At 53.3% G+C, this 23,606-nt stretch carries 21 protein-coding genes and 1 tRNA gene; 14 read left to right on the top strand and 8 right to left on the bottom strand.

Going from position 1 to position 23,606, the window contains the following annotated elements:
* Window positions 1–83: 83 nt before the first annotated feature.
* The gene (locus tag ACOOGA_RS04260) at window positions 84–917 is read right to left on the bottom strand and encodes a hypothetical protein (RefSeq protein WP_420429564.1); all 834 of its coding nucleotides are present in this window, start codon (window positions 915–917) and stop codon (window positions 84–86) included.
* Window positions 918–1,190: 273 nt separating this feature from the next.
* Between ACOOGA_RS04260 and ACOOGA_RS04255 the strand changes: the two genes are divergently transcribed.
* From ACOOGA_RS04255 to ACOOGA_RS04225, 7 genes are all read left to right on the top strand, one after another.
* The gene (locus ACOOGA_RS04255) at window positions 1,191–1,526 is read left to right on the top strand and encodes a hypothetical protein (RefSeq protein ID WP_420429562.1); all 336 of its coding nucleotides are present in this window, start codon (window positions 1,191–1,193) and stop codon (window positions 1,524–1,526) included.
* A gap of 76 nt (window positions 1,527–1,602) precedes the next feature.
* Window positions 1,603–2,913, top strand: coding sequence for a TolC family protein (locus tag ACOOGA_RS04250; RefSeq protein ID WP_420429560.1), 1,311 nt, complete (start codon window positions 1,603–1,605; stop codon window positions 2,911–2,913).
* A 1-nt stretch (window position 2,914) separates the two neighbouring features.
* Window positions 2,915–4,177 carry an efflux RND transporter periplasmic adaptor subunit gene (locus ACOOGA_RS04245; RefSeq protein WP_420429558.1) on the top strand — a complete coding sequence of 421 codons (1,263 nt, stop codon included), beginning with the start codon at window positions 2,915–2,917 and terminating at the stop codon, window positions 4,175–4,177.
* A gap of 18 nt (window positions 4,178–4,195) precedes the next feature.
* Entirely contained in the window at window positions 4,196–7,354 is a 3,159-nt protein-coding gene (locus ACOOGA_RS04240) for an efflux RND transporter permease subunit (protein ID WP_420429556.1), read from the top strand.
* 85 nt (window positions 7,355–7,439) lie between these two features.
* Window positions 7,440–8,354, top strand: coding sequence for a CDF family Co(II)/Ni(II) efflux transporter DmeF (gene dmeF, locus ACOOGA_RS04235; RefSeq protein ID WP_420429554.1), 915 nt, complete (start codon window positions 7,440–7,442; stop codon window positions 8,352–8,354).
* A gap of 561 nt (window positions 8,355–8,915) precedes the next feature.
* Window positions 8,916–9,005: transfer RNA gene (locus ACOOGA_RS04230), tRNA-OTHER, on the top strand.
* Between the two features lie 80 nt (window positions 9,006–9,085).
* Window positions 9,086–9,289, top strand: a complete 204-nt coding sequence (locus ACOOGA_RS04225; RefSeq protein ID WP_420429552.1) for a hypothetical protein — start codon at window positions 9,086–9,088, stop codon at window positions 9,287–9,289.
* A 127-nt stretch (window positions 9,290–9,416) separates the two neighbouring features.
* Here ACOOGA_RS04225 and ACOOGA_RS04220 read toward each other — a convergent pair whose 3' ends face one another.
* A complete protein-coding gene (locus tag ACOOGA_RS04220) occupies window positions 9,417–9,674 on the bottom strand; it encodes a hypothetical protein (RefSeq protein ID WP_420429550.1) in 258 nt (85 codons plus the stop codon).
* A 118-nt stretch (window positions 9,675–9,792) separates the two neighbouring features.
* Here ACOOGA_RS04220 and ACOOGA_RS04215 point away from each other — a divergent pair, with 118 nt between their 5' ends.
* From ACOOGA_RS04215 to ACOOGA_RS04195, 5 genes are all read left to right on the top strand, one after another.
* The gene (locus ACOOGA_RS04215) at window positions 9,793–10,143 is read left to right on the top strand and encodes a helix-turn-helix domain-containing protein (protein WP_420429548.1); all 351 of its coding nucleotides are present in this window, start codon (window positions 9,793–9,795) and stop codon (window positions 10,141–10,143) included.
* Between the two features lie 533 nt (window positions 10,144–10,676).
* Window positions 10,677–11,267, top strand: coding sequence for a hypothetical protein (locus ACOOGA_RS04210; protein ID WP_420429546.1), 591 nt, complete (start codon window positions 10,677–10,679; stop codon window positions 11,265–11,267).
* 1 nt (window position 11,268) lies between these two features.
* Window positions 11,269–13,203: a Mu transposase C-terminal domain-containing protein gene (locus tag ACOOGA_RS04205; RefSeq protein ID WP_420429544.1), complete on the top strand. Its 1,935-nt coding sequence runs from the start codon at window positions 11,269–11,271 to the stop codon at window positions 13,201–13,203.
* Entirely contained in the window at window positions 13,197–14,096 is a 900-nt protein-coding gene (locus ACOOGA_RS04200; RefSeq protein ID WP_420429542.1) for a TniB family NTP-binding protein, read from the top strand. The genes ACOOGA_RS04205 and ACOOGA_RS04200 overlap by 7 nt, the downstream gene beginning before the upstream one ends.
* Entirely contained in the window at window positions 14,089–15,300 is a 1,212-nt protein-coding gene (locus tag ACOOGA_RS04195; protein WP_420429540.1) for a TniQ family protein, read from the top strand. Before ACOOGA_RS04200 ends, ACOOGA_RS04195 begins: the two co-directional genes overlap by 8 nt.
* A gap of 6 nt (window positions 15,301–15,306) precedes the next feature.
* Here the strand turns inward: ACOOGA_RS04195 and ACOOGA_RS04190 are convergent, their stop codons facing one another.
* Complete coding sequence (locus ACOOGA_RS04190) at window positions 15,307–16,455, bottom strand: site-specific integrase (protein WP_420429538.1); 1,149 nt, start codon at window positions 16,453–16,455, stop codon at window positions 15,307–15,309.
* 307 nt (window positions 16,456–16,762) lie between these two features.
* Between ACOOGA_RS04190 and ACOOGA_RS04185 the strand changes: the two genes are divergently transcribed.
* A complete protein-coding gene (locus tag ACOOGA_RS04185) occupies window positions 16,763–17,755 on the top strand; it encodes a protein NO VEIN domain-containing protein (protein ID WP_420429536.1) in 993 nt (330 codons plus the stop codon).
* Between the two features lie 44 nt (window positions 17,756–17,799).
* Here ACOOGA_RS04185 and ACOOGA_RS04180 read toward each other — a convergent pair whose 3' ends face one another.
* The 5 genes from ACOOGA_RS04180 to ACOOGA_RS04160 all read right to left on the bottom strand — a co-directional run bounded on the left by ACOOGA_RS04180 (window position 17,800) and on the right by ACOOGA_RS04160 (window position 22,861).
* On the bottom strand, window positions 17,800–18,012 hold the full coding sequence (locus ACOOGA_RS04180; protein WP_420429534.1) for a hypothetical protein: 213 nt from the start codon (window positions 18,010–18,012) through the stop codon (window positions 17,800–17,802).
* Entirely contained in the window at window positions 18,002–19,078 is a 1,077-nt protein-coding gene (locus tag ACOOGA_RS04175) for a hypothetical protein (protein WP_420429532.1), read from the bottom strand. The genes ACOOGA_RS04180 and ACOOGA_RS04175 overlap by 11 nt, the downstream gene beginning before the upstream one ends.
* Window positions 19,078–20,562 (bottom strand): hypothetical protein, encoded by a 1,485-nt coding sequence (locus tag ACOOGA_RS04170; protein WP_420429530.1) that lies wholly within the window; start codon window positions 20,560–20,562, stop codon window positions 19,078–19,080. Before ACOOGA_RS04170 ends, ACOOGA_RS04175 begins: the two co-directional genes overlap by 1 nt.
* A 32-nt stretch (window positions 20,563–20,594) precedes the next feature.
* Window positions 20,595–21,374, bottom strand: a complete 780-nt coding sequence (locus ACOOGA_RS04165; protein WP_420429528.1) for a hypothetical protein — start codon at window positions 21,372–21,374, stop codon at window positions 20,595–20,597.
* A 98-nt stretch (window positions 21,375–21,472) separates the two neighbouring features.
* Window positions 21,473–22,861 carry a hypothetical protein gene (locus ACOOGA_RS04160; RefSeq protein WP_420429526.1) on the bottom strand — a complete coding sequence of 463 codons (1,389 nt, stop codon included), beginning with the start codon at window positions 22,859–22,861 and terminating at the stop codon, window positions 21,473–21,475.
* A 339-nt stretch (window positions 22,862–23,200) separates the two neighbouring features.
* Between ACOOGA_RS04160 and ACOOGA_RS04155 the strand changes: the two genes are divergently transcribed.
* Window positions 23,201–23,530 (top strand): transposase, encoded by a 330-nt coding sequence (locus tag ACOOGA_RS04155; RefSeq protein WP_420429524.1) that lies wholly within the window; start codon window positions 23,201–23,203, stop codon window positions 23,528–23,530.
* The last annotated feature ends 76 nt before the right edge of the window (window positions 23,531–23,606 follow it).

Raw genomic sequence — 23,606 nt, 5'->3', positions numbered from 1 at the left:
TCAGAACGATGGCTTCAGAGTCAGCTTTCGGCCAGTAGCGGACGTAAACTTGTTTCCTTAATAAGAACCTGTTGGAACGTTTTTTATTCCATATCCCATTCTAATGAACTTTGGCTTGTGAATGAATCAGGAGCTGTGAATTTCTCCAAATATGGAGAAGCTCTGACGTGATTCATCAAACGCCAAAACCATTGTTTAGATAGTTCGTTTTCTAAGCCTTCTGGATACTCATATTTATATGAAAATCCATCATTTGCTCTTTTATGACATGAAATATAGATCGGCGTTAGATACGCTTGAATCCCCCACCGAACATCATTTAATAATTGCGCCATCCAAGTGCCGTAGTATATGAAATAGTTCTCATCAAGATGTTCTTGGAAGTCTTCTAGTGCGAGAGGTATCAGCTCAAGTGGTACAACATAATCGTGCTCTGTGAGGATTTTGTGTATCTCTTTCGATACACCAGTTAATCTGGATATATTGTGCTTCGAATGATTGCCTGAAATTTTCAAGAAGTCCATTCTTGAAACTTCGATCTTTGCTTCTATATCGAGCGTTGGAAGACATAATTTTAGCGGAGCCTTAAACTCAAGCCAGTTGACTAACTCATTTAGTGCCTTTTGAAGATCAGTTACCTCTTTATTGAAACTCTTGCTTTGACAAGTCTCGCTAAGTACGTTTATGCACGATCCTGACACGCCTGTTAATTTACTATCTCCAGCTTCCTTTGCAAAATCCAAGAAACGAATTACAAATAGTGAACGATGGATAAAGTCCTTAAAATAGACCTCGGCCTCACCTATCGTTCTTGAACTTTTCCTCACGTCAAGCAAAGCATGGTTCACCATATTGTTGAGAGATTCAACGCAAATGCACAGGCCTATAGTTTCCTTTTCTATTGAGTTAATTTCCATTTTTCCTCGATTATAATAGTAGAGCCCCAATAGAGATTAGTTTCATTTTTATTTTAGTCATGCATTTCCTCTAAGAATATAATTCCACTACCTAGCTTGTTCAAACTTTTGGTAAGTGGCCGCTTTGGGTCGGTTTTGGCCAAAGCACCACCAAGCCACAAAAATATAATACGACACCACGAGAAGCCGACTTGATTAGTGGACCCATGCGGCCTACTATCAGGGCACAAGCTCGAACTCAGGTAGAAGATGACGATACAACCGATCAAAAACATGATGGTTCTGATGACCATGGGTGCGCTAATGTTCCTGCGCTTCATGGACCTTGCCGTTTTCGACGCTGAACACGCTCATCTTGAGCGGCCACACGTGCAGGCGCATGCCAGCGAAATGATCCATGATCATGAGCCAGACGAAGTCACGGAGCATGACACCCTTGAAGCGCAGGCTGCGCATGTTGGCTTCCACACACTTCTCGGGGTTTTCATTGAAACGGTCGATGCGGCTATTGCAATGCCAAACCATTTCTCCCCAAGCTTCGGTTTCCATGCAAAGGATGATGCGCTTGCATTCGCGCAGCGCCCGCCCATACCCCCTCCCTTGGTCTGATCTCTTCAAATCTTGACATTCTCGCGTGCGGCAGTCGCTGCGCGCTCTCTGTTGTTTTTTGATGAGAGTAGACATCATGACTATCTTTAAAGTGGCGGCTCATGCTGCCCTCGGCGTCTATGCCGGCGCGGTATTATGGTCCGGGCCCGCAGAGGCGGAACTCACGTTAACCCGGGATGAGGTCATCAGGCGAGTGCTTGAGGCTTCCCCCACCCTTGAGGCGGCGCGCGCACGTGTTGCCGAGTATGAAGCGGCCATCCTGCAGGCGGATATACGCCCAAACCCGACGGTAGGTGCTGAGCTCGAAAACTTTACCGGTACTGGCCCGTTCACCGGGCTTGACCGCACGGAGCTGACGGTCACTTACGCGCAGCAGTTCGAGCGCGGCAACAAGCGCAGCCTACGGACAAAGCTTGCGCGGGAGGAAGCCCGTATCGGTGAAGGTGAATGGCATATCCAGCGACTGGATCTGATCCATACGGCGGAAAAGGCTTATGTGGACGTGGTTGCTGCCCGGACGCGGCTGGACCAGCTTACGACCCAGGCGGCTATCCTCAAGGATATTGAAGGCGCGATCCGCGCGCGTATGGAAGCCGGCAAGGATTCCGAACTTGCCGTGCAAAATGCCCATATCCGCTACCTGAATGCCTCCAACCTTGTGGCAAACGCGGAGCAGGAGCTGATGGCCGCCAAAGTCTCCCTCGCGGGCCTATGGGGTGCGGACGCGACTGCCGTCAGTGTCGATGCCGGACAAGGCTTCAAACTTCCGGCCGCACTGGTGCCAATGACCGAAGCCTCGGTCGCTGGTAGCCCCGATCTCGCGATCTGGGACTTGCGGGAAGCGGCGCTTGAGGCCTCCCTGTCGCTTGAGAAAGCGAAATCGGTGCAGGACCCGACAGTGCGGGTAGGTGTGCGCTATCATCAGGATACGTCGGACGTTGCCGCGGTTGCCGGGGTGTCCATCCCACTGGCGCTATATGATACCAATCAGGGCAACATCAGGCGTGCGCGCGCGGCAGTCAGCCGCAATATGTATGAGCGTGCCGACCGGGAGCGTACCCTGATCCGGCAACTGGGACTGGCGCATGCCCGGCAGCGCGCAGCCTTCACCGCCGCCCGCCAGCTCAGCGGAAGCCTGCAGGCGGCCGAGGATGCCAAGGCGCTCGTGCTGGAGCGTATGGATAAAGGGGCGGCCTCCTACCTCGATGTCTTTGCGGCGCAGTCACTGCTCGCTGACATCGAAACCCAGCGTATCGCCGCCCTTACCCAATTTCATCTCGCGCAGGCTGACATCAACCGCCTGACAGCAATCCATTCGACAGACGCGACCATGCCCGCCACTACCATGAGCGGCGCAGAGGTACAGGTCGGCCCTGAAGGAAACTGACATGACACAGTCACTATTCAAGAAACTCACGATACTTTCCGCAGCGGCCCTGATGCTGGCTGCATGCGGGCAACAGGCCGACAATCACGCCCGCGACGGTGAGGGGCATGGCCACGAAGAGGCAGCCCATGACGAAGTGGCCAAGGGGCCAAACGGCGGGCGCCTGCTGGAGGATGGTGCCTTCGCGATCGAGGTCACGATTTTCGAGCAAGGTACACCGCCACAGTTCCGGCTTTTTGCTTATGAAAACGGCAAGGCCATTGCGCCTTCAGCCGTCGACGCCAGTATCACGCTTTCAAGGCTTGACGGGGAGGAGAACTATTTCCGGTTTGAGGCCGAAGGAGGCTACCTCTCCGGTGACGGTGTGGTGACGGAACCGCACTCGTTTGATGTGGCTGTGAAAGCGACCTACAAGGGCAAGACCCATACCTGGTCATATGACAGCTATGAGGGGCGCACGACCATCAGCGTCGCCATGGCAAACCAGATGGGGATCGAAGTTGAAGCCGTGGGGCCACAAACCATTGAAAGTACACTCGACCTTCTTGGGCGGGTGGAGTTCGCCCCAGATGCCCAATCAACCCTGCGCGCCCGTTTTCCGGGTAAAATCCTTGAGGTACGCAAGACCGAAGGCCAAACGGTGAAAGAAGGTGAGGTGCTTGCACGGATCGAGAGCAACGAAAGCCTGCGCCCCTACAATATCACAGCGCCAATGGACGGTGTGATCGTCAGCCGCACCGCACAGAAAGGTGATGTCGTCAGCGACAGCCCACTGTTCGTGATTGGTGACCTGACGCGCCTCAGAGTGGATTTCCACGTCTATCCTGGTGATACCGACATCGTGCGGCCCGGCCAGATGGTTGCCGTCTCATCCGTTGATGGCCGTCACACAGCAAAGGCAGAGCTGGAGTTCTACCTCCCGACCGCTGAAAGCGCGACCCAGACCCTGATTATGCATGCCCCACTTGCCAACCCCACCAAGGAATGGATTCCGGGCATGACGGTGAAAGGCAAGGCCATAGTGGCCAAGCGTGAAGTGCCTCTCGCGGTACGCCCCGAGGCGTTGCAGCGTTTCCGTGACTTCACCGTCGTGTTTGCACAGGTCGGTGAAACATATGAGGTGCGCATGCTTGAACTGGGTGAACGCACGCCTGAGTGGGTCGAGGTTCTTGGCGGCATAAAGCCCGGCCAGCGCTATGTCACCAACAACAGTTTCATCATCAAGGCGGACATCGAAAAAGATGGCGCGTCCCACGACCATTAGGCGATCAAAGGATATATCATGTTAGAAAGATTAATATCGTTTGCGATCGCCAAACGATGGACAGTGCTTGTCCTCGTAGCTGCGGTCGCGGCGTTTGGAGTGTATAACTTCCAGCGTCTTCTCATCGATGCGGTGCCTGACATCACCAACGTGCAGGTGCAGATCAACACTGAGGCCCCGGGCTATTCACCGCTAGAGGCAGAACAGCGCATCACCTTTCCAATCGAGACCGCCCTCGCGGGCTTGCCGAAGCTCGACTATACCCGGTCGATCTCCCGCTACGGCCTCTCGCAGGTAACGGTCGTTTTCGAGGACGGAACGGACGTCTATTTCGCCCGCCAACTGGTGAACGAACGGCTGCAAACTGTGAAAGGGGAACTGCCGTCGGGGATCGAGCCTGAGCCGGGGCCAATCGCAACCGGGCTGGGCGAGATCTACATGTATACGGTCGATGCGCTTCCTGGTGCCGTGAATGCACAGGGCGAGCCCTACACACCGACAGATCTCAGGACCATTCATGACTGGGTGGTGCGCCCCCAGCTCGTGACGGTGAAAGGTGTGACAGAAGTCAACACCATCGGCGGCTACCAGAAGCAATTTCATGTCACACCGTGGCCAGACAAGCTCACGGCCTTTGGCCTTGGTCTTGAGGACGTCATAGGTGCCCTTGAGCGCAATAATGCCAACGTTGGTGCGGGCTACATCGAACGGGCGGGCGAGCAATATCTTGTTCGCATTCCCGGTCAGGCCGAGGGCATTGATGATCTCAAGAAGATCATCATCACCCAGCGACACGGTGTTTCGATCAGGCTCACCGATGTGGCGGACGTAGCACTCGGCAAAGAACTTCGCACAGGGGCGGCAACGCAAAGTGGGCATGAGGTGGTGCTAGGCACTGTCTTCATGCTGATTGGCGAAAACAGCAGGGTTGTCTCCAAGGCGGTCGACAAAAAAGTGACTGAGATCAACGAGACGCTTCCTTCCGGTATTGTCATCAAGCCCGCCTATAACCGGACGGTGCTGGTTGAAAAGACCGTCAATACAGTTGCGAAAAACCTTGTTGAGGGTGCGCTTCTGGTGATCGTCATCCTCTTGCTGATGCTTGGCAACATCCGGGCCGCGCTGATCACCGCTCTGGTGATCCCGTTCTCCATGTTGATGACCATCACAGGCATGGTGGAGAACCGGATTTCAGGCAACCTGATGAGCCTGGGGGCACTTGATTTCGGTCTTATCGTCGACGGCGCGGTGATCATTGTTGAAAACTGCCTCAGGCGTTTTGCGGCCGAACAACATAAGCTCGGACGCCTGCTCTCGCGGGAGGAGCGGCATGCCCTTGCTGCCGATGCCACCAATGAGGTGATCAAACCCAGTATCTTTGGTGTGGTGATCATTGCCGTGGTCTACATCCCGATCTTCGCGCTTACCGGCGTGGAAGGAAAGATGTTCCACCCCATGGCCTTCACCGTTGTGCTCGCGATCCTCAGTGCGCTCGTGCTTTCCATCACTTTCGTGCCTGCGGCGGTTGCGACATTCGTCACCGGCAAGGTGCAGGAAAAGGAAAGCCCGGTCGTGCGGGGCGCGAAATCGCTCTATGCACCGCTTCTCGGCTTTGTACTGAAAGCGCGCATTTTGGTGCTTCTGGCCGCAGCAGGGCTGCTTGCGGCAACCGGATATGGTGCTTCCCGCATGGGGTCGGAATTTATTCCGAACCTTGATGAGGGGGACATCGCCATGCATGCGCTCAGGATACCGGGCACCAGCCTCAGTCAAGCGATTGACATGCAGCTCGCGCTTGAAGATCGGCTCCGGGATTTTCCTGAGGTGGACAAGATCGTCTCCAAGATCGGCACCGCCGATGTGGCGACTGATCCGATGCCGCCGAACGTGGCTGACACTTTCATCCTGATCAAAGACCGCAAGGAATGGCCGGACCCGACCAAGCCTAAGGCCCAGCTTGTGGAAGAGATCAAGGCTGTTATGCTCACCTACCCGGGCAACAAGTATGAGTTCACCCAGCCAATCGAGATGCGCTTCAATGAGCTCATCTCAGGTGTGCGGGCAGACCTCGCGGTCAAGGTGTTCGGGGATGATCTCGATACCTTGCTTGCGACAGCCAAGGAGATCGAAGGCGTTATGGGGACCATCCCCGGCGCGGCCGATATCCAGGTTGAGCAGGCAACCGGCCTTCCGGTGCTGTCGGTCATCCCGAACCGGGAAGCGCTCGCGCGCTATGGCTTGTCCGTCGGTGACGTTCAGGACGTGATCGCCACATCCGTGGGCGGCAGGGTCTCTGGCCAGATTTTTGAAGGCGATCGCCGCTTCGATATCGTCGTGCGCTTGCCTGAAAGCCTCCGGGACAATGTTGCTGCGATCGGTAGGTTGCCAGTGCCGCTGCCTGATCACTTGCGTGAAGGGGATGAGGACAATCTGGCCTTTGTGCCGCTTTCTGAGTTGGCCAGCATCGAGGTCGCTATCGGGCCAAACCAGATCAGCCGCGAAAACGGCAAACGCCGGGTCGTGGTTACCGCCAACGTGCGGGGGCGTGACCTCGGCAGTTTTGTCGAGGCTGTAAGGACCGCCGTTACCCGACAGGTGGAAGTGCCCACAGGTTACTGGGTGTCCTATGGCGGTACGTTCGAGCAGTTGATCTCGGCGGCTGAGCGTTTGCGGATCGTCGTGCCTGCGGCACTCCTCCTTATTCTCGGGCTGCTCTACACCCTGTTCGGTAGTTGGCGGGACGTGTTCATTGTCTCAAGCGGTATTCCTCTTGCTCTTACAGGTGGAGTGGCTGCCTTGCTACTGCGTGACATGCCCTTCTCCATATCGGCGGCAGTGGGATTTATCGCGCTTTCCGGCGTGGCGGTATTGAACGGTGTGGTGATGATCTCCTTTATCCGGAGTTTGGCCGAACAAGGTGAGGCGCTCACAGATGCCATCCGAGATGGAGCGCTTTCACGTCTCCGTCCGGTGTTGATGACAGCCCTTGTGGCGAGCCTTGGCTTCGTGCCCATGGCGCTCAATGTCGGGATTGGCAGCGAGGTGCAGCGTCCGCTTGCTACCGTCGTCATCGGCGGTATCATCTCGTCGACCCTGCTGACACTTGTGGTTCTGCCGGTGCTCTACAGCCTCTTTGGCCGCAAGCCGAAGTTGACCAAAGCGGGTAAGGCAGCCTAACACCCCAAACCTGTCATGAGGTGGCCCTTCGGGGCCACCTCAGAGATTTCTCCAAAGTAAGGAACATGAAATGCACGCGGATAATATGAGCAAGTGGACACATGATCATGACTTCCATGGTGCGAGTGACCATGCCGAGAAGCGCACACGCTGGGTGGTGTGGCTGACCGTCATCATGATGGTGGCTGAAATTGCGGCGGGCGTTACCTTTGGCTCCATGGCGCTATTGGCCGACGGGTGGCATATGGGCACCCACGCCGCAGCGCTCGGCATCACGCTGTTTGCCTATGCATACGCGCGCAAGCATGCAGACAACGATGCGTTCAGCTTCGGCACCGGCAAGGTGAGCGTGCTGGGAGGCTATTCAAGCGCTATTGTGCTCGGGGTTGTCGCACTTTTGATGGCGGTTGAATCGGTGGAACGGTTGATCACGCCACAGTCGATCCAGTTCAACCAAGCCATTGGTGTTGCGGTGCTGGGGCTCGTGGTAAATATCGCCAGTGCCTTCATGCTTGGTGGCCATCATCATCATGGCGAGCACAACCACGAGGGCCATGGTCACAGCCACCACCATCATCACGACCATAACCTGCGCGCAGCCTATCTGCATGTGATGGCGGACGCGCTCACGTCTGTCCTTGCCATCGTTGCCCTGCTGGCCGGCAAATCGTTCGGCTGGGTGTGGCTCGATCCTGTGATGGGCATCGTCGGTGCCGTGATTATCACCAAATGGGCAATCGGGCTTGGCAAGGATACCGCCGCGATCCTTCTGGACCGGCACGATGACGATGCCGCGCGCGAGAAGATCATCACCGTGATCGAAGACAGTGGGGATGACAAGGTAGCCGACCTGCACGTGTGGCGGCTCAACTCAAACCAGCTCGCCGCTATTGTGTCTGTGGTGGCACACGCACCGCAACACCCCGATCACTACAAATCCCGTATTGAACGCGAAATCGGCATTTGCCACCTCACTGTCGAGGTGCATGAGTGCAGGTAAGGTTGCGGAATGTCCGCTTTGGGTCGAGAGCGGCTGAAACCAAAAGAATCAATAGCAGGTTTTGAGGATGATCGGCCTGTCGTTAACCAGCAACGGCGCACAAATAGCCTAGGTGAATGCGACGGGTAGGTGATTGTGGACACCGCGTTATGGTCCAACAATTTCTTTCGTTTCTATCGAAGTATAATCATGTATATCGCAAACGGCTTATACACGGTTATATTTGAGTATATTTCCCTGAGGGTGCATGTGATGACTTGGTCGCCCAATGTTAGGCAGAGGTTTGCGGTTTCCCGGTTCGTACACTAATGCTGAGGCATAATTGAATGACATTTTCCAGTTGTGGATATTACCGCCATCTGGCCGCTGTGATGACTTTTTACGAGATCCATACCGATTGTAGAGCTTGGCAAGTTAAGTTCGCTCGGTCCATCTCATGTTGCTTTAAACAACGAAGATTAGGAGATCAAAGTTGCGATTCCCCCAAATTTGAGGGGCACTATTTTCGTGGACAAGACGCCGCTCAAATGATGCTCCGGTAAGCCGCGTGTGAATTTTTGTGGGGGTGTAGCTCAGTTGGTAGAGCAGCAGTCTTATATCCCGTAGCGCCAGATAAGCGGCAGGTCGTCGGTTCGATGCCGACCACCCCTATCATCATTTTGATATCCGTTGATTGCAGATACTGGCCGTTGGCGTAGGTGCGTGTATGGCCTCTGAGAGAGGGGGATGTGATGCAGGCAGATGATGAATATGAATATCGAGTGATCAGGTGGCGGCATTTTGAGAACGAGAAAGTTCAGGAACAAATCGATGAGCTTATTGCAGACGGCTGGGAGGTTCACGGTGAGGGCTATGTCAAGGCTGGCATGCTTATAGACCTGAGCAATCAGCGATTGCGCCGGAAAAGGCTTCCCGAAGATGAACGGGGAACGTAATTTGCGTGCCGGGTTGCGGGCCTTATGGCCTTTTATCCTTCGGTGCGCATCAGATCGAAACTTCCTGCGGTTCTGGTCAAGAACTGTCAGTAACAATGGCGCTCTCGCCATAGGCTTGGGCGTTCTGTTATTGCCGGTCGTTCGCACCGCGGATTGTTGACGGTGTGAGGTCGCCGGTCATGTCAAGGAAAACATGCTGTGCAAGCGCCATCCGCGTCTGAGGTGACATGGAGGAGTTTTTGGCCAGCGACACGCAGGCCCTGAATGCTGCGCTGATGCCAAATCCCGCCTTGCTGTCATCGTCGTTCACATAGTCAAAGACAGCATTCACAATCGACAGTTCGAGTTCATGCGCTGCTGCAAGCTTATCTGTTTGTTCGGCCATGGTTCCGTTTCCTCGAATAGAAACCTGAATGTGCAACCAGTATATAGTCGCTGATTTATGGCGTCAAATAGTAGGTATGTATATTCAGTGCCATCCAAACCCGTTGCATTTTACTAGGATGGATAAACTAGCAAATATCATTGGCGCGCGCATCGGCGCCTACCGGAAGGCCAGAGGCCTGACGCAGGAAGACCTTGCTGGCCTGTCAGCCCGCTCGGTGTTTACGATATCTCAAGTTGAGCGCGGTGTGAATGCGCCAAATCTTGCCACGCTGATTGATTTGGCTCAGGCACTTGAGTGTGGTCTGGATGAACTCGTGTTTGGCCGCAGTACCACCGACCAGACCAAAAAAACGAAAGAACACGTGAATCTTGAAGCGCGTCTCGTTGCGGATATTGTCGCGATGGATCTCAAGACGCTGAAGGCCACGCGCAGCGCGATTAATGCCATTTTTGAAGCTCAAAGCTGATTTTCCAACATCTCATTCTTTTCACGCAACCTCTCCAGAAGCTTTGCGGGCATGTTTCGGGGGACAATCTTTATGCTTTTAAAGTAATTGTTAGTTATATATATAATAAAAAGAATCACTCTATAAAATAGTGGTTTTATTATACTTATGTATGGCAATAAATTTGTAGATTAGATTTTCTAAAATGTTGGCGAGTCGCCTCCTTTATTTCGGAAAACATTTTCTAATGCCGTGTTTTTGTCATGAAAACTCCCTGCAATTCATAGCCTTAGCGAATATTTATTGACTTGCATTCGACCTCGCGCACCCTAGAGGAGGTGTCAACAGGAGGCCGATATGTCCTGGTGTTTCATTTTTTGCAACACGCGTAACCTGGTGGCGACGTTGGTGCATTCGGGGATCTTCTATGGGCGCCAAGCCATTGGAGGGTGCTGGATCAACAGCTGTGCCCTCGCATCTGGCATACAAATCCAAGAGTTAGCTCGTCATCGCCCCACTTTGTTGTCTGCGTGCGGTATTGAGAGGAGGGATTGATGGGTATCGATGTTACTCCGCAGACCCGCCTTTTTCTCGAAGGCTATATTGCCAGCAGGAAATCGGACGGTATTCTCAAGTGGCGTGGTGTGGCACAGCAGGCCCTGTTTGAGTATCTGGATGTAGACCCCCATGTGCGCCATATTCGTGCGCAAGTGATGTCCCCGGATATCAACGGCATGGCCCGACAAAAGTTTCCGGCGTTGGTGTACACCTTTTCAGGCACCTATTTTGCCGATTTGCGCCCGGCGGGCGCCCTTCCGAAAGCTCTATCAGAAACCTGCCGGGCCATGCAGCGTGCAGGCCTGCAGCTTCGGCTTTTTGATCGTGATTTCTTGCTCGATGCTTCCGTCAGGGCAACGGTCACACGCCTGCGACGAAGCCGACGGCAAGTACCGTCTCGTCAACTATTGGAAAGGCTCGACGCCTACCCGGGTGAATGGCCAGCCACACTGGCTCAGTTGGTGAGCTACCTGGGCACAGAAGGTCACGTGGATCAGCTAATTATCTCCTGCCAGCTGCAAGCCGACCTGTCAGCAGGCCTTGGACCCGACTGCCTATTATCCCGAAACCCGAAGATGGGAGGATGAAGTGAGTGAACGGATCAAATTGCACGTCGGTCTTATTTTGTTTGATGGTGATACTGACCTGAAAATCGACGAGTTAGAAACTCGGCATGGGGTGGTGCTCAAGATTGTGGCGAACGGTCGCCATCGCACAATGAGCAGGGAGGATCTGGAAGCGAAAATTCTCTCAGGTGAATTGACTTTGTTTCAGCCTGAAGAACAAAAGGAAAAGCTCGGCTACAGGGTAGACCTAACCGGAAAAGCCAAGGAGGTCTACAGCAGGCGACTTTGGTACGTTACGTCGCTGCACCGTGCGTGTCGCCCCGACCAATCCGTCCGTTCGATTATAGAGGCTGTGATCCGTGATGTCGCGGTAATCATTGCGGATAAACGTCCGCCAAAGCGAAGTACAGTGGCGAGCTGGTATCGGGAATGGCTCAGGCATGGTAAAAACAACGACGTTCTGGTGCCTAAATTCCGTGGCCGCGGCCGCAAAAGGCATGCCTTCACGGATGAAGAAATGACGTTCTGCGAACAGGTCATCAAGCGAGAATTTTTGAAAGTCAATCCACCTTCGAAGCGCGTCATAATCGAAGAAGAAATTATTCCCGGAATTGAAAATATCCGCGCCGCTGCCGGGTACACGGGAAGAGCAAAGACGGTCAGTAAAGCGACGTGCTATCGTGTCTTCGGGAGCCTTGATTGCTACACTGTTGCGGTCGCCCACCATGGACGCCGCCATGCTGACCTTCAGTTTCGGGCGACAGGTAAAGGCTATGAGGCCACTGCGCCGCTTCAATATCTCTATGAAGACCATCAGATGCTGCCCATTTACATCCCCTTGCCTGGTGGGGGTGTCATTCGTCCCTGGCTATATGTCGCGATCGATTTGTTTTCGCGCGTGCCGTGGGCCATTTCCCTTGGGTTTCGAGCGGATTTTGCAAGTGTTGGCGCTGGGATCCGGCGTGGTATTCTCGGGTATAGTGACCTCCTTTCGAGCCTGCCTTCGGTGGAGAAGGCATACCCGGTTCATGGTCTGGCACACAAATTGGTGGCCGATCGTGGGGCACCGTTTGTCGGGGAAGCGCACGAGCGGATGTGTGTCGAAATGGGTATTGATACGGTCATTTGCCCGCCCGGTTCACCCAACTGGAAAGGCACGATAGAGTCCTTCTTTGGAACGCTTAAGGTCAGTTTTCTGAAAGGTTTGCCTGGCTTCATTCCCGATGTCGAGAATACAACTGAAGTAACGCTTGCAGCTCAGAGAGCTTGTATACCTTATCAAGAGCTCTACGAGAGTCTGCATAAGTGGATAGTCGATGTGTATGTTCACCGTTTTCATAGGACACTCTGCGACATTCCGATGAATAAGTGGGTCGAAGGCGTGAAGCAGTTCCCCGTGGACCTGCCAGCCAGCCCTGAATCGGTGCGCATGAGCTGTTCCATTCATGAGACGCGCACACTGCAGAAGCGTGGTATCGAAATTCACGGGACATTTTACCAGAGTGACGAGTTAAAGAGACTTTGGCAGAAGCTCGGGGCTAAGCCTTTCATAATCGATCTCAGAGTAGACCCTGTAGATATCGGGGCTATTTACGTCAAAGTTCCGAATGAGCAGCGGTTTATCAAGGTGCCGACCGACAAGACGGAATACCGAGGGCGCGACCTGTGGCTCCATGAGGCCATAAGGGCTGAGGAAGTGGAGCGCGAGAAGGCACTTATCGCGGGCTCAGACGCGGCGGTGCAAGCACGAAAAATCAGGAAGCATCTTACCGCATACGGCCGGAAAGTGGTGCGCGGCAATGATCGAGCTCACGCAGTTGCAGCTCTGAAGACACCGCGGCGACCCAAGGCAAAGGCGCCTAAAAACACCCTTAATCCGGATGCCTCAACGCACCAAGAGATTGCGACCCTTCGCAAAAGTTTGCAGGATAAAGAGCGAGGTACGTCCAAATGTTGACCGAGGATGAAGTTGAAAAGCGTGTGACAATTCTGGGAGCGCTCGATCACCAATACCAAGTGTACGACCAAATCGATCGGTTAGCCCGTGAACTCCGGCTCTTTCACTGCAGCATGAAAAGAGCGAAATCGGGCAAGATGATGCTTGTTCAGGGACCGACGGGTCTGGGTAAAACAAGCTTGATGGAGTTTTTTGTCCGCCGGAACGGAGGAAGTGTCCTTGGTGGTGGCACCATCTTGGTTGTCTACGTTCCTCCGAATAGCACGGTCAAAAATTTAGCCACAGCCGTCTTGGAGGCACTTGGCGATCCTCGGGCTGAAAAAGGCCGGACTTCAGAGCTCACCACTCGCGCTGTCGGTCTTATAAAGGACCTGAAAGTCTCTGCCGTGGTGTTTGACGAGTTGAATCACTTTATCGATCGCGAAACAGAGAAAGTTCTTGAAAAATGTGTCGACTGGTTCAAAGCCCTTATTGATAAAATCCACCTTTCGATCTTCGTGTTCGGCCTTCCTAAGATGACACAAGTCATTTCGTCCAGCGAGCAGTTGCATCGCCGGACCCAACGGATTGTTACCGTTCAGCCATTTGGCTTTACATCCCAGGACGAGATTGAGGCCTTTCAATGTTTATTGCTCTTTCTAAGCGATGCGATGCCTTTCGCTAACGCCTCTATGTTGGCGACAAAAGCCATGGCAGCACAAGTTCACCGGGCAACCCTGGGGCGGGTAGGGTTTGTTTCGCGGCTTCTGATCGCGGCTGGGCTAGAGGCCTTGTCACAGCGTCGGGAGGAGATTGTGGCCAAAGATCTCTGGTGCGCTTTTAACCAGTTGTGCAGCCAAGAAAAAGATCTGGAAGGCGTCGGAAACCCTTTCTCGGATCAATGGTGTGATTGAGCGTAAAATCCCGTCCCGGCCGCTTCGTGATAGGCCACTCGCTTTCCCTATCTTTGTGGTACCGCACGCCCGCGAAAGTTTTGTTGGCTATCTGATGCGGTTGACTGCGGCCAACTATTATCCGTCGATCAAAGCCATCGCCGAGACCTACGGGTGTCATATCGAGCCGCGGAAGGAATATCTGGCAACCCTCCGGCTCTTGGCCGAGAAGATGGACGCCGACGCTGGCTACTTCGCCGGTCGCTTTACCAGAATGACATTTAAGCCGGAGCGGAAGCCGGCAAACTTCGTGTTTGTGCCGGGCGGTGAAGTGGCTCGGGCAAAAAATGTGGATGTCCAGGCACGTCGCTTCTGCGCAGAATGCCTGGCGGAAGACGGGTTTTTCTACCGTTGCTGGGAGCTGCGCGTATTCACCGCATGTCCTCGTCACAACACGATGTTGTGCGACCGCTGTCCTTCTTGTGGTGCCCGGCTTACCTGCTTCCGCCCCGATCCATTGAGCTGTGGTGAATGCGGTGCTGCTCTGTATGAGGCGAAATCGCGCCCGGCCACGGAACCAGCTCTCAAATTGTCCCGTCTGGTTGCCCATAAGGCGGGGAAGTGGGGACTAGGTCTCGGAATTAACGACTGTCATAGAATAGCAGATGTGATGTCGCTCGGCGAACTGCTCACGACCTTGGAGCTTCTTTATCGCTATCATCCTGAGCGGAAAAACGAGGTGAACGATTTCGACCGGCCGGAATTCGCGAAATTGGTGGTGCCAGCCATCGAGCACTGGCCAACGAGTTTCCACAACTATCTCCGCCAATGCCACGAAGCCCGCTTATTGGACGAAGCCGTCAGTGAAAGCGGCCTTTGGAACTCTCTGGGGCGGCTCTATCCGACTTTGTACGGGGTCAAGCAGGTCGTCACAGTAGATAGCTGTCTCAACGAAACACATAATTTTATTATTCAGGAAGAAATCAGGTTGGGCGTCACCGGGTGCGGCGGCGCACGAGGCTTCGATCCGCTACAGGCTAATTTTCTGACAAAAAGGGATGCTTGCGCGCGCCTGTCGATCGGGAAACGGGAGTTCGACCGGTTGGTGGCTAGCGGCCATTTGAGAGATCAACCTTTGTGGCACGGCAAGCGGATTACGCACCGGGTGCCCGTGTCAGACGTGCGCGCCTATGAAGCGAGGCAACGGGCGCAAAGGGAACTATGAGCTCCCTCAAGGGGGTGAGGGCTCCTGACTGTCCACCTCGATCGGCTGAAACAGCGTCCGCGTCACGCTCTGCCTTCGCCGCTCCGCATCCCTGATATAGGTCATGGCCTGTTTGGCGGTGCGCAGCCGGGTTTGGGTCATGATGGCCTTGAGGTCGCAGCCGGCGTCAGCGGCGGAGGTGGCCAGCCCGGCGCGCAGGCTATGTCCGCTATAGACGGTGCGGTCGAAGCCGAGGGCTTCGACCGCATCCTTGACGATACGCGCGACGGTTTGCTCGCTGATCCCTTTGTCCCGGAAACTGCCGTTCCTGTTCGCACACAGGAAGAGCCGGCTGCCGCTTTCGGGCCGGATCTTGAGCCAGGCTGTGAGGGCTTTGATTGGGCACAAGCGCGCGTCAGGATGGGGAGAGATGAAGATCTTCTCGCCAAGACCAAAACGGTCCGCCTTGGAGCGGGGTAGGAAGAGCGTGAGACCGTCTCTGGCGAGGGTGACATGCTCCAGCGCCATTTGGGAGATCTCGGTGCGCCTGAGCGCGCCAGCGAAGCCGAGGAGCACCATGGCTTTGTTGCGAATATCGAGCGGGCAATCATCAAACACATCCATAAGCGCGGGCAGCGCCCGATAGTGCAGCGCGCGAGCTTGGCGGCGCGGCGCGAGGCCTTTCTCGCGCGCCGCTCCTTGCCACACCAGCCGGATCGCTTCGTGGCGGGTGTCGAGCTTGATGCCGGCGAGGCGGTGCGCGACCGAGATCACCGCGAGCCGGGCCTTGAGGGTCGAGGGCAGCACCTTTTTCGAGAGCATGGCCAGATAGAGTGCGACGATGCCAGGGTCGCCGGAGAGCGGTTTGACCCCAATGCCGCGGCACCAGTCCTCATACTGGCGCCAGCCGGCCCGGTAGGCCCGTTTGGTATTCTCCGAACGCGCCATCGAGGAGAGTTCGCGTACCCGGGCATACACTTCATCCAGGTCGTGTTGTAGCGCTTCCTGGACCGGAAGCCACCCCATAAGAAGGGCAGCGTCCGCGTCGGCGGTTGTAAACAGATTGGTGGCAGGTGCGTCAGGCGTGAGGCCTTGGTCCGCCTCGAGGGGAGGTGACAACGGTGGCCGATCGGCCGTTTCATCGGCTTTTTCGGGGTCGGACATGGTGGCGAGCATAGCACAATTATCATCGATAACCGAAAGTTATCGATGATAAATATATTGAACGGAAAATGAAGGCCGACGAGAGAAATGCGGATGCAAACTTCATGCGTCCAGCGTTAACCATATTTGAGTGTGGGCCGAATGCGTGCTTCACTGTCTCTGGTTGTGAGGGCTTGCTGGGGAGCGCTTTTGCTCGTGACAGGTGTGAAAATATTTGGCTAAGTTGCGGCCATGCATTCAGGTTCAGCCGACGTCTGATGCCAAATGGGAGCACGCAATGCCAGAAACACCGCCAACCGTCCTGTTGCACGGCGTATGGATGAAAGAATATCAGGGATATGAGGCCCCGCCTTCCTTTTATGCTGGCGGTTTTAAATGGCCCGCCGAATTGGACTGGAGCCATGAAATGTTCAATTTTCTGAACATCGATGGATACTGTTACGGCCATGTCCAATATGCCTTGTCATCCGGTCAGCCGAAACAGCTCAATCTTCAAAACCTGGGGGCGGCGCCCAAAGATCAAGCCATCGAGGGTGTGAGAGTAGTCTGGACGGCACCTGCCCGCCAAGGCAAAGGAAAAGCGATCGTGGGGTGGTATGACAACGCCACTCTCTACCGTTACCCGCAAGAACATGATGATGAAAACGCGAAGAAAATGCGGACCTATAAAGGCGAACAGTTCACCTTCAGAGTGAAAGCGAAAGCGCGAGACTGTCATCTGCTCCCGCTCAGTAAACGCACAACCATCATCCCGACAGCCCAAGGCAGAGGGAGTGGATGGCCCGGTCAGGCGCCGGTTTTTTATCTCAATAAAGCGACAGACCAATGTGCGCATATCCAGGCGGCGATCAACGATATTGTCGCCGGACGTGTGCCTCGACCGCTGACAAAAAAGGCGAAGCGCCGTGTCGATGTGGAAAATAATAAGCGTGTGGAAAAGAGTGCAATCAAGCACGTCAAACGGCATTTCGTTGGCTTGGGCTATAGCGTCGAGTCTTTTGAAGACCAAAATTTGGGGTATGACCTGAAGGCCCAGCGGGCAGACACCACGCTATGCATTGAGGTTAAAGGACGATCAGTGCCTGATGTGCAGGCAGAGTTTAGTCCGAATGAGACAAAGAAGATGAGGGCATTTGAAAAAGGTCATTTTGCAGATGGCATATACCGAATATGCATTGTGACCGACGCGCTCACGGATCCCAAGCTGCACGACTTTGAATATGTGCCAGAGGGGCGGTACTGGTACGATTTCAGTCGCGAAATTCGCCTGAAAGCCAAGGAAATAATTGCGTTGAGATTGGAGGGAGTTTGACAGGGTTTCCCGTTGCCATGCCGCCCTTCCAAGCGCATTCGGGTTTAGAATTTGCGGATGAATTTCTGGATATGGTAGCGCGCTCGCAAATAAATTGCTTGCCGGTCCTTCAGTGACGAAAACATCGGCCTCAGGTCGTTAATTTCACGGGGGTGGAAAGAATCCACGCCTTCGAAATCATACTCGGTGCCGACGCGCTTCAACGCACTACTGAGCAACTTGCTCAAGGCTAGTTTCAGGGCGCTATCAACCATCATAGGCTTTTGATCCCCGCTCGCTTTTATAGAAGATATTTTCAACACTGTGGCGCAAGGTTTCGGCTGAATTTACATCGGTCAGGTCAGGCGTGCGAAAGAGCCGAACATAAAATCGACAGTCCAGCGTGCTGTTACCAAACGGCCTGCCATCCCGCCCTTGTTCGGCATTGTTTGTGATGGCAGCTCTGTCGTAGAAGGGCTTGAACGCGCGGCGAAACTCTTCGGCGGAAAGGGGTCTCTCTAGTGGTAGCGTGCCCAACGTCGCATACCAATCCGTATACCAGCCATACTCTGGCCGAGGGGGGACACCATCGCCCTGGATGACCATGATACCTTCAGGCGAAAGGTAAATGTCGAAGCTGTAGAGAATGCTCCCTTCGGACAGAATCCCATCTAACGACATATTCGACTTTAAACATGACGCCGGCTCCAAATTCGCGAGGGTTGCCGCAAACTTTTGGATGAGACCTTCCTTTTCCATGTCGCACGATTTGAGCTTGCCGGCACATGTAATGGCGTCATCAATGTTCCCGCCTTGTTGCTGCAAGGCCAGTCGCTCACCCATGACCTGTTCGATAACCGCGCCTGGGTTTTCCTGCGGTTTAAGCTGTTCGGCCTGGGCGACCAAAACATCCTTATTGGGTAACTTTTCTTCTATTTTTTTTAGTTCGGCCTCTGCTTTGGCGACTTCTTTGATACGCTCAACCACTTCATCCATCTTTGATGGGTCGTCGGAAATTTTTGAAAGTGTACTTCTCAGTTGATCAATTTCTTCACGGGCCGTGGCATATTCGTTGGCAATAAGCTGCAACTCATCGAGAGGGCGATCCAGGTCTTGCGGATCGATTTTTCCCGGCAACTTCTCTGGCTGTTGGACTTCGAAAATACTCTCGATCCCCTCTCGCCAACGCTTGATCTCAGCCGTCAGGTTATCCTGCTCCTTGTCCTTTTGGTCGATGACATCTGTAAAAAGGAGAAGAAACAGGAAAAGCAGAATGAGCAGTGTTTCCGCTAGAGTGAGGCCGAGAAGTGTTCCACGGCGATACTCTGTATCCGATTGCCGCATCACCGTTTGCCTCGGCCAATTTCATCAGCGAGAAAATTTGCTGTTTCAGCAAGTGTGTTCACATAGGCACTGCTGTTCTTTTTGAATTCGTCGACGCCTGCGTTGAGCGATGTACTGGTGGCAGAGATCTGCGTACCGGAGCGTTTTACCTCATCGGCCAACGCTGCCAAGCTATGTGTCACATCTGAAACTGAAGAGTGTTCGTCCTTGATAGACTTCGCGAGTTCCTGAATATCTGCTGTGATATCCTCAAGACGCCTGTTCAGGTTGACACTTTTGTCATTGAGATTTGTATATAGCAAATCGGTGTCGCTGATGATGCGACGGGTATGGTCGCGTTGTTCCTCAAGGCTGCGGATGAACTCGGTGATGATGTCTGTTGGGACCTGAACTTTTTCCAATTGGGTGGAGAATGTACTGATCGCTTGCAAAAAGCGGCCAAATTCTTCCCGTTCACTCTTCGCACCATCACGAATTATCTGACTGGTTTCAGCCATATGTGTCACCGCTTCTGCCATAGAGTCCCGAGCGCTTTTGAGGATTTCTTTGGTTTCTTCCGCAAGCGCCCTTTGTGATTCAATATGGGCAGTGCTCATTTCTTTCACGTTCTCATGAGATGTTGTCTCGATCTCCTTGAAGCTCGCCGCGAACGTGTCCTTCACGGCCAAGGAGTGATCTTCCAACACACGAGAAAACGCAGTTGCCCGCTCAACGGAACTGATGAGTGCGTGCTCAAGGTCTTGCACGGTGTTTTTGAGGACAACCATTGCACTTCGCTCCAGGTCTTCTACCCCCTCACGGAACTGGATCAGGATTATTCGCGATATGATACCGGCGATTGTGGATCCGAGCGCGACACCAAACCCCGACAAAATCTGTTCAGCCGCACCAGCGCCGAAATCTCCGCGGATCAGTACAACAGACATGCTGGTAAGTGTATACACCAAGCCAAGGTAGTAGGCGTTGTCACCGGCGCGGTCGACCCGAATTCCCTCGTTTCGCATCATATAGGCGAGATATGCGTATCCGCCGACGAGTACCATTGAAGTGCCGGTAATGATCCATGTGGGTAGCAAGCCGAAAAGTTTGGTAAAAAAGACGAAGGCCACGCCGACCACCAATACGGCAATGAATGCTTGTTTTTCCTTTTGGTCCGACACTTTGTACCGGGGTACATCTCGCGTAACACTGGACACATTATCGTCATGGGGGCCGTTGAAAAAACGCCCCCCAAGCCAGTTCGACGGATTAGTCGGCTTCCCCAAGGACGCCGTATCGACATCGCTTTCGCCTTCGCCTTCCTTCTGTGCCTCAGGGTCAACTGCACTAATGTCTTCTTCCTGAGGGGATGATACATCTTTTTGATCAAGTGGCGTGTCGTCCACTTGTTGACTTTCCGCCACTTCAGGTGTGTCGGCATCACCTGCGTCTGTGGCGAGATCCTGCTCGGTGTCTTCGCTCGCAGGTTTTGATTTTTTCCTCATGACGGGCCCCCAATATCCCAGTTAGTACTCGCTTAAAGCCTGAACTGCGTCTCGCATTCCACAACGTATTCGCCGAGATTGTCAGCGACATATTCGGCCCAGAAATTCAATAGTCTCGGAGTTTGGCGTGCGCGCTCTAGCGCATCAGACCGACTTATTCGGATCATGCAGACTTTGGCTCCTCCAAGGTCGGTCCGAAGCTTTACATACTCGGGTCTTTTTTTGAGTGCGCTGAAATCAGGGCTTTCGCGATAGACAGAGAATGCAGGGCTGTTCTGGAGCAAGTCGGAGACGATGATCATATATTTAGATGACATGGCGTCAGCCGACCGGAAGGCCACATCGCCGATGGAAGCAATACTTTCTGCAATGGGTGACTGATTTACCGCTTCTGCTTTTAGCCCACCGGAAATAACCTGAGTAACTTCTTGCCAAAATCGATTGTGATAGCTCCGAACCAACTGAGCATTATCATTGGCTGATGTCGGCTCCTGCCCAGGAAAGCAGATTGATAATAGCGGCGCGATAGCCTCATCAGCTGCCGCCTGAAGGTTGTAAATATCTATACGATCGCCTTTGCTCAGGCCTGTGCCTGTTGAGGAATATTCGGATCCGGGCACAGTCGAAATTGCCCTGCGTATGCTGCTCATGAGAGCAGCTTGCTGGCGGGCGTCAAACCCCCCGCTCGCATCAACCCCGATCGCGACAATGTTCTTCGGAGGGCATTCCTTTGAACAGAAATTTGTGCTGGCATAATCACATTTGTCGTCATTGATCACCAGATAGGCAACCGTACCGAAGAGGCCGGCCATCAACAAAAGTCCGGCGCTCCGTCTCAATAACTCAAACGAAAAAAATGACTGACCCCGTCGGGCCCGTTGGGGCCGTGAACGGTGATTTCGGGGGCGCCTCATGCGTCTACTCCCTCAAGCAGCTTATCGACTTTTTCTTGAAGCTGATCGACCTTGTTGAATGCTTCGTTCTGATAGGCTTCGGCTCTTGGCCTTTCGGTCTCGGCAAGTTTGTGGGCTTGCTCCGCCAAATCTCTGGCTTCTTTGAGATTGATAGTAAAGTGATCGGGCAGTTCTATCGTACTAACCGCTTGCTCCTCGATGGCAGAAAACCACGGGGGAATATCCCCTTCCAGTACATCCGATTTATACCGCTTGAGGAAAACATCCGTCGCTGATCGGCAACTGTCGCAGAACCGGACTATTTCTTTCTCGAAACCATCAATTTTAGCCACGTGCATATCGATGTTTTGGAGACGGGGCTGCAGCATTCTGAGGTAGTCACTAATTTCGTCGAGCACTTCGTTCCTCAAGTCGACGATTGACTCTCGGAGAGTCTCGCTTGGAACTAAAAAGTTATCGTGCCGCTCCTGCAGTTTCTTTTCCCGTGCTGCATATTCAGTGATAGGGTCTCCGTAGTTATGGCCTTTGTACCAAGCATATATTCCCATGATTATCCCGATGACGAACATCAGGACGGCCGTGAGGTCCAGAAAACCAATTCCATGCTTCGAAAAATAGGTGACAACAGCCTCGAAGAGCGCCCCTTCAGAGGGCAGTGCCATGATGTCGCCATTCTCCAGACTTTTCGACGCCAGAGCGGCTTGTGAGCGATACATGCTCACAATCCAGTGAAAGAATGGCATGACGGTGATTGCAAAGATTACCGCTAAAAAGGCGCAGACCTTGCGCCAAAGGAAGCGAGTGTAAAATCCTTTGGTGCCAAAATAGCCGACAAGAAACATCACGCTCAAGTTTGCAAAGCCAATCAACATCGACAGAATAATCGCCACCACGAGATTGGGTGACACCGGCGCAATCATCGATATGTTGCCAAGGGCTTCAATGGCGAGAATGCCAATGAGATCATAAAAGTATTTGTGGTCCGGTTTTTCAATGGCTGGTCGGGTAAGGCCGTTCAGCGCACGGTAATTATCAAAATCGGCTTTTTCTTCCTGATATTTTGTTTTCGCTTCTCGCAACTTGGGCAATTGGCGCCTAACCTCTTGCTTCATGTCTTCGAGCGCTTCTTTGATTTTGATCACCCGAGTTTCGAAATCTATTTCGCTCCGAATTTCCAGCATCAGAGTGCGAAAAGACGCATACCTCTTATCGGTGTCCGATTGTTCCCGTGCAAAGATCGTTCGCACACGCTGTACAAAAGATGTAGCCTGGTTGTTGTCGAATTCACGTTTTTCGATTTCAGTGGCTTTTTGCTTGCGCTGCATCTTAAGCGATGGCCAGCTAATTTCAGCCATCAGCTTATTAATATCTATGACGTCAGCCATATCCCCCCCTTTGGAGCCCCTAGGCGCGATATCTCTTTTTGTGTCGAATTTTAACTTTGACAGTTTGGCATACGGTTTGTCACCAAAAACTATCATAAATAGTATTCGGTTCAGCTTTGTAGAAAATAAAAAAAATCAATTAGGCCTGTTGATAAAAGGGGATTCCCAGAAGACCTGTATTGTGATTCACGACTTCTTTTAGGAGGAAGTATTGATGCAAGGAGATTTGTCGGATGCGGAATGGGCGGTGATCGGGTCTTTGCTGCCACCTGGCGAGGCGTCGGACTATCCCGCTTTCGAGCCGCTCATCGTCTGGTACCCTCAAAGCTTAGAATGTTCTTGGCTGATAAGGGTTATGACAGCGATCATATCCGCCAGAGCCTGCTGTTCCACTGTGTCCTGCCTGTGATCCCTTCAAACGCCAATCTCAAAAAGCCGGTGCCTCACGATCGCACAATTTACAAAGAGCGAAATCTGGTTGAACGCATGTTCAATAAACTCAAACAATTCCGCCGTGTCGCTACAAGGTACGACAAAACAAGAAAATCATTCATCGCATTCTTGTGCATCGCTGCCCCCAAGCTATTTTTGAACAGGTCCTGGAGAGTTAAAGTCTGTTGGTACGGAAGAAGTGCAGCTTTCGCCGAGATAGAAAAAGAAGCCTGTTAATCTCACGACTTCTTCTTTTTGTGAGGTTGTTACTAAGAATGATATTAGCAATTCCACCAGAAATCGTATAGCTTTC

Origin of the sequence: Kordiimonas sp. (assembly GCF_965216265.1) — a bacterium.
In the GTDB taxonomy this organism is placed as follows: Bacteria; Pseudomonadota; Alphaproteobacteria; order Sphingomonadales; family Kordiimonadaceae; genus Kordiimonas.
The sequence above is the reverse complement of the archived record's forward strand: the minus strand, read 5'-3'. Positions and strand labels throughout refer to the sequence as shown.